Genomic DNA, 14,253 nt, shown 5'->3' with positions numbered 1-14,253 from the left:
ACTTCCATGACGTCATCGGGGGCCAATCCGCTCGGACCGATCCGCTCCGCCGCCTGGGAACTGCTGTCGCCGGCCGCGTCGGCGCCGGCCCGCGCGCGTGGGCGCACGCTCCAGGCGGCGCTGCGTGAGGCGGTCCGCTCGGGGCGGCTCGCCCCGGGGACACGGTTGCCCTCCAGTCGCGACCTCGCGGCGGACCTCGGGGTGTCGCGCGGGCTGATCACGGAGGCGTACGAGCAGTTGGCGGCGGAGGGGTACCTGCGCAGCGGGCGCGGCGCTGGCACCTGGGTGGGCGGGGCCGTCCGGGCGGCCCGCACGCGCGCGCGTGACCACGCTCCGCGCTCCCTGGGTACCCGCGCCGACTTCGTGCCCGGCACCCCGGACCTGTCGCTCTTCCCGCGTGCCGCCTGGACGGCCGCGCACCGCTCCGTGCTGGCGGACCTCCCCCACCACGCCCTCGGCTACCCCGACCCGCGCGGGCTGCCGCGGCTGCGCACGGCCCTGGCCGGGCTGCTCACGCGCCGCCGGGGCGTCGTCGCCGACCCGGAGCGGATCGTGGTCGTCTCGGGCGTGGCCCAGGCCACCTGCGTGCTCGGCTCCGTCCTGTACGCGCGCGGCACGCGCCTGGTCGGCGTGGAGGACCCCGGCAGCCCGCAGCACAGCGCCCTGTACGCCTCCGTGGGCGTCGGCACCGTCCCGCTGCCCCTGGACGGGGACGGACCGGCCCTCGGTCCGCTGCGCCGCTCGGGGGTACGGGCCCTGGTGACCACGCCGTCCCACCAGTTCCCCACCGGCATCGCCTGTTCCGCCCGGCGCCGTGCCGAACTGCTGGACTGGGCGCGGTCGGTGGACGGCATCGTCTTCGAGGACGACTACGACGGCGACTTCCGCTACGACCGTGCCCCCGTCGGCGCGCTCCAGGGCCTCGACCCCGAGCACGTGGTCTACGCCGGCTCGGTCAGCAAGTCCCTGGCCCCCGGGCTGCGCCTGGGCTGGCTGCTCGTGCCCGACTCCCTGGCCGACGAGGTCGTCGAACGCAAGCGGACCATGGACCTCGGTCATCCCACCGTCGACCAGGCGCTGTTCGCCCACTTCGTCGAGCGGGGCGACTACGACCGTCAGCTGCGCCGCTGCCAGCGCGCCTACCGGGAACGCCGGGACGCGCTCGTCGCCGCCCTCGACGAGCACTTTCCCGGCGTACGGCTGTCGGGGATCGCGGCCGGCCTGCACCTGATCGCCGATCTGCCCGAACGGTACGGTTCCGAAGACCGGTTCCTCGCGCGCGTGGGCGGTGCCGGTGTCGCGGTCCGCACGCTGGCGGCGTACACGCACGCGCGTGCCGGTGCGGTCACGGCCGGCGTTTCCCCCGCCGCCCCGCCCGCGCCTGCCGATGGTGGCGCGGGCGCCGGGACGGCCCCGGGGCGCGACGACACGGGCGCGGGAGCGGGCGTGCGCCTGGTGCTGGGGTACGCGCATGTGCCGCCGGCCCGGATCCGCGCCGGTGTGCGGCTGATGGCGGAGGCGGTCGGCGCGCGGGGCCCCTCCGGGAGGTGAGGGCCGCCGGGCGTGCGGCCGGCTGTTCACCCGGGGTTTGCGTGTTCGCCGCACCGCCCCGGTAGGTGTGGCTGCGAACACTGGCCGGATCTCGTCCCTGGAGGCCCCTCCATGACCCCTCGGTCCCCTCGTCCCTTCCCCGGCCGCCGCGGCGTGCTGCGCGGCTCGCTGGCCGCGTCGGCGGCCCTGACCCTGCCCGGCGCGCTCGGCGCGGCACCTGCGCTGGCCCTGTCCGGCCGTCCCCGGGCGGACTGGGGTGTGCAGGCGGGCGACGTGACCGCCGACTCGGGCCTGGTGTGGGTGCGCGCGGACCGCCCGGCCCGCATGATCGTCGAGACCTCCGCCACCGAGTCGTTCCGCAACGCCCGCAGGTGGCACGGCCCGCTGCTCGGTGCCGGCACGGACTTCACGGGGACGGCCCGCCTGCACGGGCTGCCCTCGGGCGAGCAGATCCACTACCGCGTGCTCCTCGCCGACCCGCACGACCCGCGCCGCACCGGTGAACCGGCGTACGGCACCTTCCGCACGGCTCCCGCGCGCCGCCGCCAGGGCGTCCGGTTCGTGTGGTCGGGCGACCTGGCCGGGCAGGGCTGGGGCATCAACGAGTCGATCGGCGGCTACCGCATCTTCGACGCCATGGCCCGGTCGGACCCGGACTTCTTCCTGTGCAGCGGCGACAACATCTACGCCGACGGCCCGATCCAGGCCACCGCCGCGCTCCCCGACGGCAGCCTCTACCGGAGCGTGACCACCGAGGAGAAGGCGCACGTCGCGGTCTCCCTGGCCGACTACCGCGGCAATTTCCGCTACAACCTGCTGGACGGAGCGCTGCGCCGGTTCAACGCCCAGGTGCCCGGCATCATCCAGTGGGACGACCACGAGGTGCGCAACAACTGGTACCCCGGCGAGGTCATCGGCGGCGGTACCCCCTACCCGCCCGGCACCCGGCTCGACGACCTGGCGCTGCGGGCCCGGCGGGCCTTCTCCGAGTACTTCCCGGCCTCCACCGCCAGCGGCCGACCGGACGGCCGGATCTACCGCGTCCACCACCACGGGCCGCTGCTCGACGTGTTCGTGCTCGACATGCGCACCTACCGCGACGCCAACTCGCCCGACGACCAGAGGACCGACCCGCAGGGCATCCTCGGCGGCGAGCAACTGCGCTGGCTCAAGCGGGAGCTGGCCCGGTCCCGGGCGGTGTGGAAGGTGATCGCCGCGGACATGCCGCTCGGTCTCGTCGTACCCGACGGGGTGGAGGGCAGGCCGAACTTCGAGGCGGTCGCGCAGGGCGACCCGGGGGCCCCGCTCGGCCGTGAACTGCAGATCGCGGAACTGCTGCGGTTCGTCAAGCACCGGCGGATCACCGGCACGGTGTGGCTGACCGCGGACGTCCACCACACCTCGGCGCAGCACTACGACCCGTCGCGGGCGGCGTTCAAGGACTTCGCGCCGTTCTGGGAGTTCGTCTCCGGGCCCCTCAACGCGGGCGCCTTCCCGGCGAGTGCGCTCGACGGCACGTTCGGCCCGGACCGGGTGTTCGTCAAGGCGCCGGCCGTCGCCAACGTCTCGCCCGCCGAGGGCTACCAGTTCTTCGGCGAGGTCGACATCGACGGCGACAGCGGGGAACTGACGGTCCGGCTGCGGGAGCAGGACGGCAGCGTGCTGTTCACGAAGGTGCTGCAGCCGGGACGGGTCGGGCAGTGACCCCGGTTCCCGTTAGGCTTTTCCCGTGCCGCGCACCGGCGTCATCCCCTGGTGCGCGGCCTCGCCGAGCGATGCGGATCGTCCCGCGTGGCCGCGGCATGTAGCGGCAGGGGGCCGCCGGCACCCCGGATCGTGCGAAGGGTGGCCAAACCCGACAGTTCCGCGCTTTACCAGTACGTCACGGAGAGTTCGTGGTCACGCAACACGCTTCGTTCACAGTGACGGCATGGGTAGAGAAATGTCTGATGTGACGCGGACGACGAAACACGGGCGACCGGTGCACCACTGGCGACGAGACGTGGTCGAACTCGCCGCGCTGTTCACGGCGGTGGCCGTGGCGGACGCGGTGGCGAACCTGGTCGGGCACGGTCCGGACGGGCCCATACTGCTGGTGGCCTCGGCGCTGGCGCTGCTCGCCACGGCGGCGTTCCACACCTGGTGGGCACGGCGCCGCGGGCACGCGCCTCCGGCGGAGGATACCGGCGCCCGGCCGTCCGCCGCCCTGTGGCGAACGGCCGGGCCGGACCCGGACCTGGCGCCGACGGCCCGTGACGAGGCACCGGTGGCGAGCGCGCTGTGGCGGGTGCGCACGACGGTACGGGACGAGCCGGGCTCGCTGGCGGCGCTCTGCGCGGCCCTGGCCGGGCGGGGCGTCGACATCCTGAGCCTGCAGACGCATCCGCTGGCTCAGGGCACGGTGGACGAGTTCCTGCTGCGCGCCCCGGCGCACGTCGAGGCGGCCGGGCTGACCGGGGCCGTCGCCGCGGCCGGCGGCCGCGACACGTGGATCGAGCGGGCCGACGCGCACGACCTGGTGGACGCGCCGACGCGGGTCCTCGCGCTGGCCGCGCGCACGGCGCTGGACACGGCGGAACTGCCGTTGGCGCTCCGCCAGTTGCTGGGCAGGTGCACGATCCGTTCGCTGCCGGGCCGGCCGGTGGGCGGCGGACGCGCGGGCGCGGAGGTGCCGGCGGAGGGGGTGCTGGAGGACACGGTGCTACGGCTTCGGGCGCCGGAGGGCGGGGTGATCACCGTGGAGCGGCCGTACCTGCCCTTCACCCCCACCGAGTTCGCGCGGGCACGGGCGCTGGTTGAGCTGGACACCCGGCTCGGCCCGCGCGTCCCTCGCGGCGAGGACGTGCTGACGCTGCCCGCGGGCGACGCGGTCACCGTGCGCCGGGCCGACACGGGCGACCTGGCGGCGGCCCGGCAGATGCACGAGCGGTGCTCGGCGCGCACGCTCGGGCTGCGCTACCACGGTCCCGTCGCGGACGCCGACCGCTACCTGAACCACCTGCTCAGCCCCCGCTTCGGCCGGACCCTCGCCGCACGGACGGCGTCCGGGCGGATCGTCGGCCTCGGTCATCTGCTGTGGGACGGCGACGAGACGGAGGTGGCCCTGCTCGTCGAGGACGAGTGGCAGCGGCGCGGGATCGGCGCCGAACTGCTGGGCCGGCTGGTGGCCATGGCCCGTGAGGCGGGCTGCGCGCGCGTGTACGCCGTCACGCAGGCGGCGAACACCGGCATGGTCAGCGCCATGCGGGGCCTCGGTCTGCCGCTGGACTACCAGATCGAGGAGGGCACGTTGGTGATCACCGCCCGTCTGGACACCGCTGCGGTGCCGGACCTGCCCGCGTACGGCGAGGGCGGCCGCCGCGAGGAGTACGACGGGCCGGGCGTGCGCGACTGATCCATCTCGGCGCCCGGGCCCGCGGGGCCGGGGCGGAACGATTCTCCCGACCCCCGACCCCCGACCCCCCGGCCCTGGCTCCCACCCCGCCCGGGTTCGTGTTCGGGTCAGTTCATCGCCTCGTGCAGACCCTTGACCTGCGGCGGCTCGGAACGCAGGCCGTTCACGGCCTCTCCCCCGACGCTCGCGTCCAGTGCCGCGTCGAGGTCCGCCCACAGGTCCTCGACGTCCTCCAGCCCCACCGACATCCTCAGCAGCCGGTCGCTCACCCCGGCACCGCGCCGGTCCTCCGCGTCCACGATGCGGTGGCTGATGGAGGCCGGATGCTGGATCAGTGTGTCGACGCTGCCGAGACTGACGGCGGGCGTGATCAGACGGACCGAGCCGATCACGGCGTGCGGGTCACCGTGCACCTCGAAGGCGACCATGGCGCCGCCGATCCGCGGGTAGTGCACGCGGGCGACCCGCGGATCGGCCGCCAGCCGGGCCGCCAGATCGGCGGCGGTGGCGGACGCGGCCCGTACCCGCACCGGCAGCGTGGACAGTCCGCGCAGCAGCAGGTAGCCGGCGAGCGGATGCAGGACGCCGCCGGTGGCGAACCGCACCTGCCGCAGCCGCCCGGCGAGTTCCTCGTCGCAGGCGACCACGCCGGCCATCACGTCACCGTGCCCGCCCAGGTACTTGGTGGCGCTGTGCAGCACCAGCCGGGCGCCCCGCGCCGCCGGGCGCTGCAGCACGGGGGTGGCGAAGGTGTTGTCGGCCAGGAGCGGCACGGAGCCGCAGGCGTGGGCGACGGCCCGCAGGTCCACCTCGGCCAGCGTCGGGTTGGCCGGGGACTCGACCATCACCAGCCCGGTGTCGGGGCGCAGCGCGTCGGTGATGCCCGCCGGGTCGGTCCAGGTCACCTCGGAGCCGAGCAGTCCGGCGGTCAGCAGATGGTCGCTGCAGCCGTACAGGGGACGTACCGCCACCACGTGCCGCAGCCCGAGGGCGGAGCGGGTGAGCAGGACCGCGCTGAGCGCGGCCATGCCGCTGGCGAAGGCGACCGCGGTCTCGGTGCCCTCCAGCCGGGCGAGGGCGGTCTCGAAGCGGGAGACGGTCGGGTTGCCGAGCCGCCCGTAGACGGGCGGGCCGTCCAACTCGGCGCCGTCGGCGGCGAAGGCGTCGATGCGGGCGGCCTCGGCCCGGCTGTCGTAGGAGGGGTAGGTGGTGGACAGGTCGATCGGCGGGGCGTGCAGCCCCTGCCGGGCGAGATCCTCCCGGCCGGCGTGCACGGCCTCGGTGGCCAGGGCGCGGAGCGCGGCGCGCCGGTCGTCGTACGCGGGCGTGTTCACGGCATCCAAGGGCGTGTCCATGACGACAGGGTGAACATCGGCCGGACTGGGTGGCATATCTTCCGTGTTACGTTCGGCGCATGGCCGAAACCGTCGTACTGGATCCGGTGGATCTCCATCTGCTGCGGCTGTTGCAGAACGACGCCCGGACGACCTACCGCGACCTCGCCGCACAGATCGGCGTCGCGCCCTCGACCTGCCTGGACCGGGTGACCCGGCTGCGCCGGTCGGGCGTGATCCTCGGCCATCAGCTGCGGCTCGACCCGGCCAAGCTGGGGCGCGGTCTCCAGGCCCTGCTGTCGGTGCAGGTGAGGCCGCACCGGCGGGAGCTGGTGGGGCCGTTCGTCGAGCGGATCCGGGCGCTGCCGGAGTCGCGGACCGTGTTCCATCTGACCGGGCCGGACGACTACCTCGTCCATGTCGCGGTGGCGGACATGGCGGATCTCCAACGGCTCGTGCTGGACGAGTTCACGGCCCGGGGCGAGGTGGCCCGGGTGGAGACGCGGCTGATCTTCCAGCAGTGGGACTGCGGCCCCCTGCTGCCACCCGGCAGCGAAACGGCGACACCCTGACCGAAACCGCCACGCCCTGAGCGAAATCGGGCCCAGGGGGACCGGATTCGGCCGCTTCGCCCGGCTAACCGGGCTGACGCGGACCCTGTCCCCGTACGAGGATGTCCACATGTCAGACACCAGCAGCCCGCTGCCCCGTCAGGTCGCCGACGCCTACGTCGACGAACTCATCGCCCTCGACCCGATCACCGGCACCTATCTGGGAGTGAAGGAGAGTTCGGGCAAGCTGCCCGACACCTCGCCCGCGGGTCAGGAGGCGCTCGCGGACCTGGCGCGCACCACCCTGGCGCGGCTGGCCGAGGCCGAGCGCCGGCCCGGCGCCGGCTCCGAGGCCGAGCGCCGGTGCGCCCGCCTGCTGCGCGAGCGGCTGACCGCCGAGATCGCGGTGCACGAGGCCGAGGAGGGCCTGCGCGCCGTCAGCAACATCCACAGCCCGGTGCACTCGGTGCGCGAGGCGTTCACCATCACCCCCACCGGCACCGACGAGGACTGGGCGGCGGTCGCCGAGCGGCTGCGGGCCGTACCGGCCGCGCTGCGCGGCTACCGCGAGTCCCTGGCGGCCGGCCTGGAGCGCAAGCTGTACGCGGGACCGCGGCCGACCGAGACCTTCATCGGCCAGCTCACCGAGTGGTCCGACACGGGCCGGGGACGCGGCTGGTTCGAGGACTTCGCGGCCGACGGCCCCGAAGCCCTGCGCGCCGAACTGGACGAGGCCGCCCGGACGGCGACCGCCGCCGTCGTCGAACTGCGCGACTGGATGCGCGACGTGTACGCCCCGGCGATCGAGGGCACTCCGAACACGGTCGGCCGCGAGCGCTACGCGCGTTTCTCCCGCTACTACAACGGCACCGACCTGGACCTCGACGAGGCGTACGCGTACGGCTGGTCGGAGTTCCACCGTCTGCTCGGCGAGATGAAGAAGGAGGCGGAGAAGGTCCTGCCCGGGGCCGGGACCCCCTGGGTGGCGCTCGCCCACCTCGACGAGCACGGCACGCACATCGAGGGCGTGGACGAGGTCCGTAACTGGCTGCAGGGCCTGATGGACGAGGCGATCGAAGCCCTCGACGGCACCCATTTCGAACTGGCCGAGCGGGTGCGCCGGGTGGAGTCGTGCATCGCGCCGCCCGGTGGCGCCGCGGCCCCCTACTACACGGCGCCGTCCGCCGACTTCTCCCGGCCGGGCCGCACCTGGCTGCCGACCATGGGAGAGACCCGCTTCCCCGTCTACGACCTGGTCTCGACCTGGTACCACGAGGGCGTCCCCGGCCATCACCTCCAGCTCGCCCAGTGGGCGCACGTGGCGGACGACCTCTCGCGCTACCAGGCGACCGTGGGCATCGTCAGCGCCAACGCCGAGGGCTGGGCCCTGTACGCGGAACGCCTGATGGACGAACTCGGTTTCCTCACCGACCCGGAGCGGCGGCTCGGCTACCTCGACGCGCAGATGATGCGCGCGGTCCGCGTCATCATCGACATCGGCATGCACCTGGAGCTGGAGATCCCGGCGGACTCCCCGTTCCACCCGGGTGAGCGCTGGACTCCGGAGCTGGCCCTGGAGTTCTTCGGCGCGCACAGCAGCCGCCCGCGGGACTTCGTGGCGAGCGAGCTGATCCGCTACCTGTCGATGCCCGGCCAGGCGATCGGCTACAAGCTGGGCGAGCGCGCCTGGCTGCTGGGCCGCGAGAACGCCAAGAAGCGGCACGGGGACGCGTTCGACGCGAAGGCCTGGCACATGGCGGCCCTCTCCCAGGGTTCGCTGGGCCTCGACGACCTGCTGGACGAGCTGTCCCAGCTGTGATCCAGGCCTGAAACCCGGTGGTGGGAAGCGGTCGGAATCCGGCCGCCCCCGCCCGCCCCGGCCCCCTCAGCAACCGCAGTCGTCACCCGCGACCGGTGCGGTGAGGGGGTCGGGGCTTCGGCGTTCGCCGCCCTGCCAGGTCTCGTAGGCGAAGCCCTCGCGCACCCAGTACTCGAAGCCGCCGAGCATCTCCTTGACCCGGTAGCCGAGTTCGGCGAGGGCGAGGGCGGCGCGGGTGGCCCCGTTGCAGCCGGGGCCCCAGCAGTAGGTGACGACCGGGAGGGACCGGTCGAGCAGGGCCGGGGCCTGCTCGGGGATCAGCGCCGTGGGCAGGTGGACCGCGCCGGGGACGTGGCCCTGGTCCCAGGACGCGGTGGAGCGCGAGTCGACCACGACGAAGCCGGGGTCGCCGGCGGCGAGCGCGGCGGCGCCATCGGACACGTCGGCGTGGAAGGCGAGACTCGCCCGGAAGTGGGCGGCGGCCTCGGCCGGGGGCGCCGGGGCGACACCTAGGGCCGGGTCGGGGACACGCAGGGCCGGGTCGGCGACACGCAGGGCCGGGTCGGCGACACGCCGCGCGGGGTCTGCGGCTCCTGCGCCGGTGGTGACGGTCATCGGCTGTTCCTTCCGTGGTTCGGTCCTTCGACCGGAAACCTACGGCCGCCGGCTCCCCCTTTGAAGCGGCGTTCCACGGCGGTCCTCTTGATCCGCCGGGGATTCGCCTGGTATCCACGGCTCATGACCGTGTTTTCCCCGGACGCCACCGACTGGCGCATCCTCGACGTCCTCCAGCGGGAGGGACGGGCCAGTTTCGCCGAGCTGGCGCGGGCCGTGTCCATGTCCCCGAGCGCGGTCACCGAGCGGGTGCGCCGGCTGGAGGAGGCGGGCGTCATCCAGGGGTACGCGGCCGTGGTCGACCCGGAGCGGCTGGGGCTGCCGATCCTCGCGTTCGTACGGCTGCGCTACCCGAACGGCAACTACAAGCCCTTCCACGACCTGGTCGCCGCCACCCCGGAGATCCTGGAGGCGCACCACGTGACGGGCGACGACTGCTTCGTCATCAAGGTCTCCGCGCGGTCCATGCGGCACTTGGAGGAGGTCTCGGGCCGGATCGGCGCGCTGGGCTCGGTGACCACGAGCGTCGTGTACTCCTCGCCCCTGCCCCGGCGCCCCGTGGGCCGCTGAGGGCGCCCGGGGACGAGGGGGTCAGGCCGCTCCGCTCTGCCGTACGGAGGAGCCCGACCGCCCCTTGACGACCTCCAACTGGGCGTGGACGCGTCGGCGCAGGTCGGCGACGTGGCTGACGATGCCCACGCTGCGGTCGCGTTCGCGCAGCGAGTCGAGGACGTCGAGGACTTCGTCGAGGGTCTGGTCGTCGAGGCTGCCGAAGCCCTCGTCGATGAAGAGGGTGTCGAGCCGGACGCCGCCGGCCTCGTCGGTGACGACGTCGGCGAGACCGAGGGCGAGCGCGAGGGAGGCGAAGAACGTCTCGCCGCCCGACAGGGTGGCGGTGTCGCGCTCCCGGCCGGTCCAGGCGTCGACGACGTGCAGTCCCAGACCGCTGCGCCCGCGTCCGGCCCGGTCGTCGGAGTGGACCAGGGTGTAGCGGCCCGACGACATGCGTTGCAGCCGCGCGGTCGCCGCTGCGGCCACCTGTTCCAGGCGGGCGGCCAGCACGTAGGACTCCAGGCGCATCCTGCGCTCGTTGTCGGCGGAGGTGCCCGCGGTGAGGGCGGCGAGCCGGGCCACCCGGTCGTACTCCGCGCGCAGCGGCGCCAGGTGGCGCACGCCGGTGGCCGAGCGTGCGGAGAGCCGGTCGAGTTCGGCGCAGCGGCGGGCGGCCGCGTCCCGCGCGGAGGCGGCCTCGCGCAGCCGTCGGGCCGCCGTGTCGGCGGCGGCCTCGGCCGCGGCGACGTCGGCGGCCGGCTGCCGGGCCGCGGTCGCGGTGCCGGCCTCGGCGAGCACCGCGCGGACGGCGGCCTCCTCGGCGTGCCAGGCGTCCAGCCGGTGCTGGAGGTCGCGGTGGGCGGCGTCGTCGAGGAGCGCGGCGGCCGCGGCCCGCGGGGTGTCGAAGCCGGCCCGGAAGGCGGCCTCGGCGAGCCGTCCGTCGGCGTCCTTGAGCCGTTCGGCGCTCTCCTCGGCGATGCGGGCCGCGTCGGCGGCGTCGGCGAGGCGGGCCGCCCGCAGCTCCAGTTCCGCGGCCCGCGCGGCGACGCTGGCGGCGGCGCCCCTGGCCTCGGCCAGCTCCGCCTGGAGGGTGAGCCGTTCGCGGTCCAGGTTGTCGCGGTGCGTGGTCCGGGCGGCCGAACGGGCCTCCGCCTGCCGCAGCAGGGCCAGCCGCCGCTCCCGCTCCGCCTCGGCCGCGCGCAGTTCCTCCTGAGCGGCGTGCAGTGCGGAGGCGTCCGCACGGGCGCGCGTGAGCAGTCGCTCCAGCTCGGCGGCCTCCTCGGCGAGCTGTGCGGTGGGAACGTCGCCGGCCTCGGCGGTGGCGGCGGCCAGGGCCTCGCGTACGGCGCCGAGCCGGCGTTCGTCCTCGGCGCGCCGCTCGTCGGCGTCCTGGTGGGCGGCCAGGGCCCGCTCCTCCGCCTCCCGGTCGACGTGCCCGGCGATCTTCCGGGCGGGCGCGGGGTGGGCGGTGGCGCCGCAGACGGCGCAGGGTTCGCCGTCGGTGAGACCCGCGGCCAGTTCGGCGGCGATGCCGTTCAGCCGCTGTTCCTTCAGGTCGAGCCAGTGGCTTCTGGCCCGCACGGCGCGTTCGGCGGATTCGAGGGCGCGGCGCCGCGCCTGTTCGGCCTCCCCGGTCAGCCGGTCGCGGCTCCGGGCGGCCCGCAGCCGTGCCTGGGCGGGTTCCCGGCGTACCGCGAGCTGTTCGGCCCGTCCTGCCGCCTCCTGGGCGGTGTCGATGCGGGCCCGCAGCCGCGCGCGGGTCGTCTCCCAGCCGGCGAGCCAGGTCTCGGCCTCGTGCAGCAGTTCCTCGTCGGCGTGCGCCTGGCGGTCCACTTCCGCGCGTTCGGCGACGAGGTCGGCCAGGCGGCGCTCCGCGCGGCGGGCCGACTCCAGGTGGCCCACTTCCTCGGCGGCCCGGCGCGCGGCGACGGCGAGTCCGGCCGGGCCCGCGTCGGCGAAGTGCTCGGGCAGCAGGGCACGCGCGCGCGTCTCGGCGGCGGTCGCCCGCCGGTGGTCGGCGTCGGCGGCCTCGTGCAGGGCCAGGGCGGGGGCGACGCTCTCGGCCTTGCGTCCCCGCTCCATCCGCTCCTGCGCCTGGCGGTGGGCGTCGGCCCGTTCGGCCAGCCGCGCGGCCCGCTGCTGCGCCTCGGCGAACCGGCTCTGCAACCGGGCGAGTTCGCGTACGCCGTCCAGGGCGCGCTCGGCGGCGGCCTGCGCCCTTTCGGCGGCGGTGAGTCCGCAGTGGGCGACGGTCAGCTGTTCCCGGGCGGTGCTGCGGGCGACGGCGGCCGCGCTGAGCACGGCTTCGGCCAGGCCGGGTTCGCCGGGGGCGAGGCCGGGCGGCTCCATGGCGCCGCCCGCCGCCTGCTGCATGCGGTGGGCGTCGGCGAGGAGGGCGGCGTCGCCCTCGCGCACCCGGGCCTCGGTGGCGCGCCTGCGCTCGGCGAGGCGTTTTTCGACCTCGGCGAAACGCCGGGTGTCGAAGAGGCGGCCGAGCAGCTTGCCGCGGGCTTCGGCGTCGGCGCGCAGGAAGCGGGCGAATTCTCCCTGGGGCAACAGCACGACCTGGCAGAACTGTTCGCGGCTCATGCCGAGGAGCTGGGTGATCTCCTCGCCTATCTCCTGGTGGGAGCGGCTGAGGTCCTTCCAGGCGCCGGTCGTCGCGTCGTACTCGCGCAGCCAGGTCTGCGCCTTGTCGACGGTGGTGCCCGTGCCGCGCTTCTTCGGGCGTTCCCAGGGCGGCTGCCGGGTGATCTCCAGGCGGCGTCCGGCGACGGTGGCGTCGAGGGTGACCTGGGTGCGGGTGCCGGCGGCGGCGTGGTCGCTGCGCAGGGTGCCGCCCTGTGCGTGCTGCCGGGCGCCGGGCACGGAGCCGTACAGGGCGTAGCAGACGGCGTCCAGTACGGAGGTCTTGCCTGCTCCGGTGGGGCCGTGGAGCAGGAACAGCCCGGCGGCCGACAGGGCGTCGAAGTCGACGGTCTGGGTGGATCCGAAGGGCCCGAAGGCGGTGATGTCGAGCCGGTGCAGCCTCACCGGACCTCCTCCGTCGCGCCCAGCGGTGCGCGCCTGTCCGGCCCGGCGCCGCGGCCCGGGCTCGCGTACGGCTCTCCCGTACCGGGGCATCTGCGCTCCGCGAGGGGACGGGGCGTGCCCTCCCGCGGGTGCCGGGGCCTCACCGTGCCACCTCCCGCTCGGCGTCGTCGGCGCGCACCGCGTCGAACGCGTCGCGCAGCACGGCCTGTTCGTGCGCGTCGGGTCCGGCGCCGCGCACGTGCGCCACGAAGTCCTGCGCGATCTGCTCGTCGCTGCGCCCGGCGAGCCGGCGGGCGTAGGAGACGTCCGGGTCGTCGGGTGCGCGCTCGGGGGCGAAGACGAGGCTGAGGGTGTGCGGGAACCGCTCGGCGAGCCGGGCCATCGGGTCGGCCGGGCGGACGGCGTCGGTCAGGGTGGCCTCGACCCAGGCCTCCTCGTGGCGGGCGAGGTCCGGGTCGGCGAGCAGGTCCTCCAGGGTGCCGCTGATCCGGGCCAGGGGGCGCGGCACGGGACAGTCGACGCGCTCGGCGGTGACCGATCCGGCGGCGTCCAGGTCGACGAGCCACATGCTCTTGCGGTGCGTGGCCTCGGAGAAGGAGTACGGCAGCGGGGAGCCGGAGTAGCGCACGCGCTCGCTGATGACCTGGCTGCCGTGCAGGTGGCCCAGTGCCGCGTAGTCGACGCCGTCGAAGACGCCCGCGGGCACGGAGGCGACCCCGCCCACGGTGATGTCCCGTTCGCTGTCGCTGGCCTCGCCGCCGGTGACGAAGGCGTGCGCGAGGACCACGGAGCGGGTGCCCCGCGCGCGCGTGGCGAGGTCGGCGCGGACGCGGTCCATGGCCGCGGCGAGGACCGCCTCGTGGCTCGCCCTGCCGACGGCGAACTCGTCCTTGACCAGGGCGGGTTCCAGGTACGGCAGTCCGTAGAAGGCGACGTCGCCGTGGGTGTCGGGCAGCACCACCGGGGTGCCGCACGCGGCCGGCTCGGTGCGCAGGTGGATGCCCGCGCGGCCGATCAGCCCGGCGCCCACGCCGAGTCTGCGGGCGGAGTCGTGGTTGCCGGAGATCATCACCGTGGGCACGCCGAGGCCGGCGAGGCGGTGCAGGACGTCGTCGAACAGCTCGACGGCGGCCAGCGGGGGCACGGCGCGGTCGTACACGTCTCCCGACACGACCACCGCTTCGACACCGCGCTCACGCACGGTCGTCACGAGGTGACCGATGAACTCGGCCTGGGCCCCGAGCATGTTCACGCGGTGGAACGCCCGGCCCAGGTGCCAGTCGGAAGTGTGCAGGAGCCTCATGATCCTCGAAGAGTAACCGCCGGGTCCGACAGCAAGGGCGGTTACTCCCGTATCAGCCGGCCGTCGGCGGACCCCATTTGCCACCCTTGAAGCCCTTATGA

Annotated in this window: 10 protein-coding genes; 6 read left to right on the top strand and 4 right to left on the bottom strand. The window is 74.9% G+C overall.

The window, feature by feature from the left end; genetic code table 11:
- Window positions 1–6: 6 nt before the first annotated feature.
- The 3 genes from AB0G56_RS18110 (at window position 7) to AB0G56_RS18100 (ending at window position 4,945) form a co-directional block, all read left to right on the top strand.
- Window positions 7–1,551, top strand: a complete 1,545-nt coding sequence (locus AB0G56_RS18110; RefSeq protein WP_360970208.1) for a PLP-dependent aminotransferase family protein — start codon at window positions 7–9, stop codon at window positions 1,549–1,551.
- 111 nt (window positions 1,552–1,662) lie between these two features.
- Window positions 1,663–3,255, top strand: a complete 1,593-nt coding sequence (locus AB0G56_RS18105) for an alkaline phosphatase D family protein (RefSeq protein WP_360970206.1) — start codon at window positions 1,663–1,665, stop codon at window positions 3,253–3,255.
- A 238-nt stretch (window positions 3,256–3,493) separates the two neighbouring features.
- Entirely contained in the window at window positions 3,494–4,945 is a 1,452-nt protein-coding gene (locus AB0G56_RS18100) for a GNAT family N-acetyltransferase (RefSeq protein WP_360970204.1), read from the top strand.
- 107 nt (window positions 4,946–5,052) lie between these two features.
- Here AB0G56_RS18100 and AB0G56_RS18095 read toward each other — a convergent pair whose 3' ends face one another.
- Window positions 5,053–6,300 carry a PLP-dependent transferase gene (locus AB0G56_RS18095; protein WP_360970202.1) on the bottom strand — a complete coding sequence of 416 codons (1,248 nt, stop codon included), beginning with the start codon at window positions 6,298–6,300 and terminating at the stop codon, window positions 5,053–5,055.
- 59 nt (window positions 6,301–6,359) lie between these two features.
- Here AB0G56_RS18095 and AB0G56_RS18090 point away from each other — a divergent pair, with 59 nt between their 5' ends.
- Window positions 6,360–6,851 (top strand): Lrp/AsnC family transcriptional regulator, encoded by a 492-nt coding sequence (locus AB0G56_RS18090; protein ID WP_360970201.1) that lies wholly within the window; start codon window positions 6,360–6,362, stop codon window positions 6,849–6,851.
- A gap of 109 nt (window positions 6,852–6,960) precedes the next feature.
- On the top strand, window positions 6,961–8,649 hold the full coding sequence (locus tag AB0G56_RS18085; RefSeq protein WP_360970199.1) for a DUF885 domain-containing protein: 1,689 nt from the start codon (window positions 6,961–6,963) through the stop codon (window positions 8,647–8,649).
- Window positions 8,650–8,715: 66 nt separating this feature from the next.
- Here the strand turns inward: AB0G56_RS18085 and AB0G56_RS18080 are convergent, their stop codons facing one another.
- Complete coding sequence (locus AB0G56_RS18080) at window positions 8,716–9,264, bottom strand: rhodanese-like domain-containing protein (protein ID WP_360970197.1); 549 nt, start codon at window positions 9,262–9,264, stop codon at window positions 8,716–8,718.
- Window positions 9,265–9,387: 123 nt separating this feature from the next.
- On the opposite strand from AB0G56_RS18080, the gene AB0G56_RS18075 reads away from it, so the two are divergent.
- Window positions 9,388–9,834: an Lrp/AsnC family transcriptional regulator gene (locus AB0G56_RS18075; protein WP_360970195.1), complete on the top strand. Its 447-nt coding sequence runs from the start codon at window positions 9,388–9,390 to the stop codon at window positions 9,832–9,834.
- Between the two features lie 21 nt (window positions 9,835–9,855).
- On the opposite strand, the gene AB0G56_RS18070 is transcribed toward AB0G56_RS18075, so the two are convergent.
- Entirely contained in the window at window positions 9,856–12,849 is a 2,994-nt protein-coding gene (locus AB0G56_RS18070) for an SMC family ATPase (RefSeq protein WP_360970193.1), read from the bottom strand.
- A 139-nt stretch (window positions 12,850–12,988) separates the two neighbouring features.
- On the bottom strand, window positions 12,989–14,152 hold the full coding sequence (locus AB0G56_RS18065) for an exonuclease SbcCD subunit D (RefSeq protein WP_360970191.1): 1,164 nt from the start codon (window positions 14,150–14,152) through the stop codon (window positions 12,989–12,991).
- Window positions 14,153–14,253: the final 101 nt, after the last annotated feature.

This window comes from Streptomyces sp. NPDC021356 (assembly GCF_040641015.1).
Classification (GTDB): domain Bacteria; phylum Actinomycetota; class Actinomycetes; order Streptomycetales; family Streptomycetaceae; genus Streptomyces.
The sequence above is the reverse complement of the archived record's forward strand: the minus strand, read 5'-3'. Positions and strand labels throughout refer to the sequence as shown.

Excerpts from the sequence above, each read along its gene's own strand:
- AB0G56_RS18075 (WP_360970195.1), top strand. The coding sequence starts at position 9,388 with ATGACCGTGTTTTCCCCGGACGCCACCGACTGGCGCATCCTCGACGTC.
- AB0G56_RS18080 (WP_360970197.1), bottom strand. The coding sequence starts at position 9,264 with ATGACCGTCACCACCGGCGCAGGAGCCGCAGACCCCGCGCGGCGTGTC.
- AB0G56_RS18065 (WP_360970191.1), bottom strand. The coding sequence starts at position 14,152 with ATGAGGCTCCTGCACACTTCCGACTGGCACCTGGGCCGGGCGTTCCAC.
- AB0G56_RS18110 (WP_360970208.1), top strand. The coding sequence starts at position 7 with ATGACGTCATCGGGGGCCAATCCGCTCGGACCGATCCGCTCCGCCGCC.
- AB0G56_RS18105 (WP_360970206.1), top strand. The coding sequence starts at position 1,663 with ATGACCCCTCGGTCCCCTCGTCCCTTCCCCGGCCGCCGCGGCGTGCTG.
- AB0G56_RS18090 (WP_360970201.1), top strand. The coding sequence starts at position 6,360 with ATGGCCGAAACCGTCGTACTGGATCCGGTGGATCTCCATCTGCTGCGG.
- AB0G56_RS18095 (WP_360970202.1), bottom strand. The coding sequence starts at position 6,300 with ATGGACACGCCCTTGGATGCCGTGAACACGCCCGCGTACGACGACCGG.
- AB0G56_RS18100 (WP_360970204.1), top strand. The coding sequence starts at position 3,494 with ATGTCTGATGTGACGCGGACGACGAAACACGGGCGACCGGTGCACCAC.
- AB0G56_RS18085 (WP_360970199.1), top strand. The coding sequence starts at position 6,961 with ATGTCAGACACCAGCAGCCCGCTGCCCCGTCAGGTCGCCGACGCCTAC.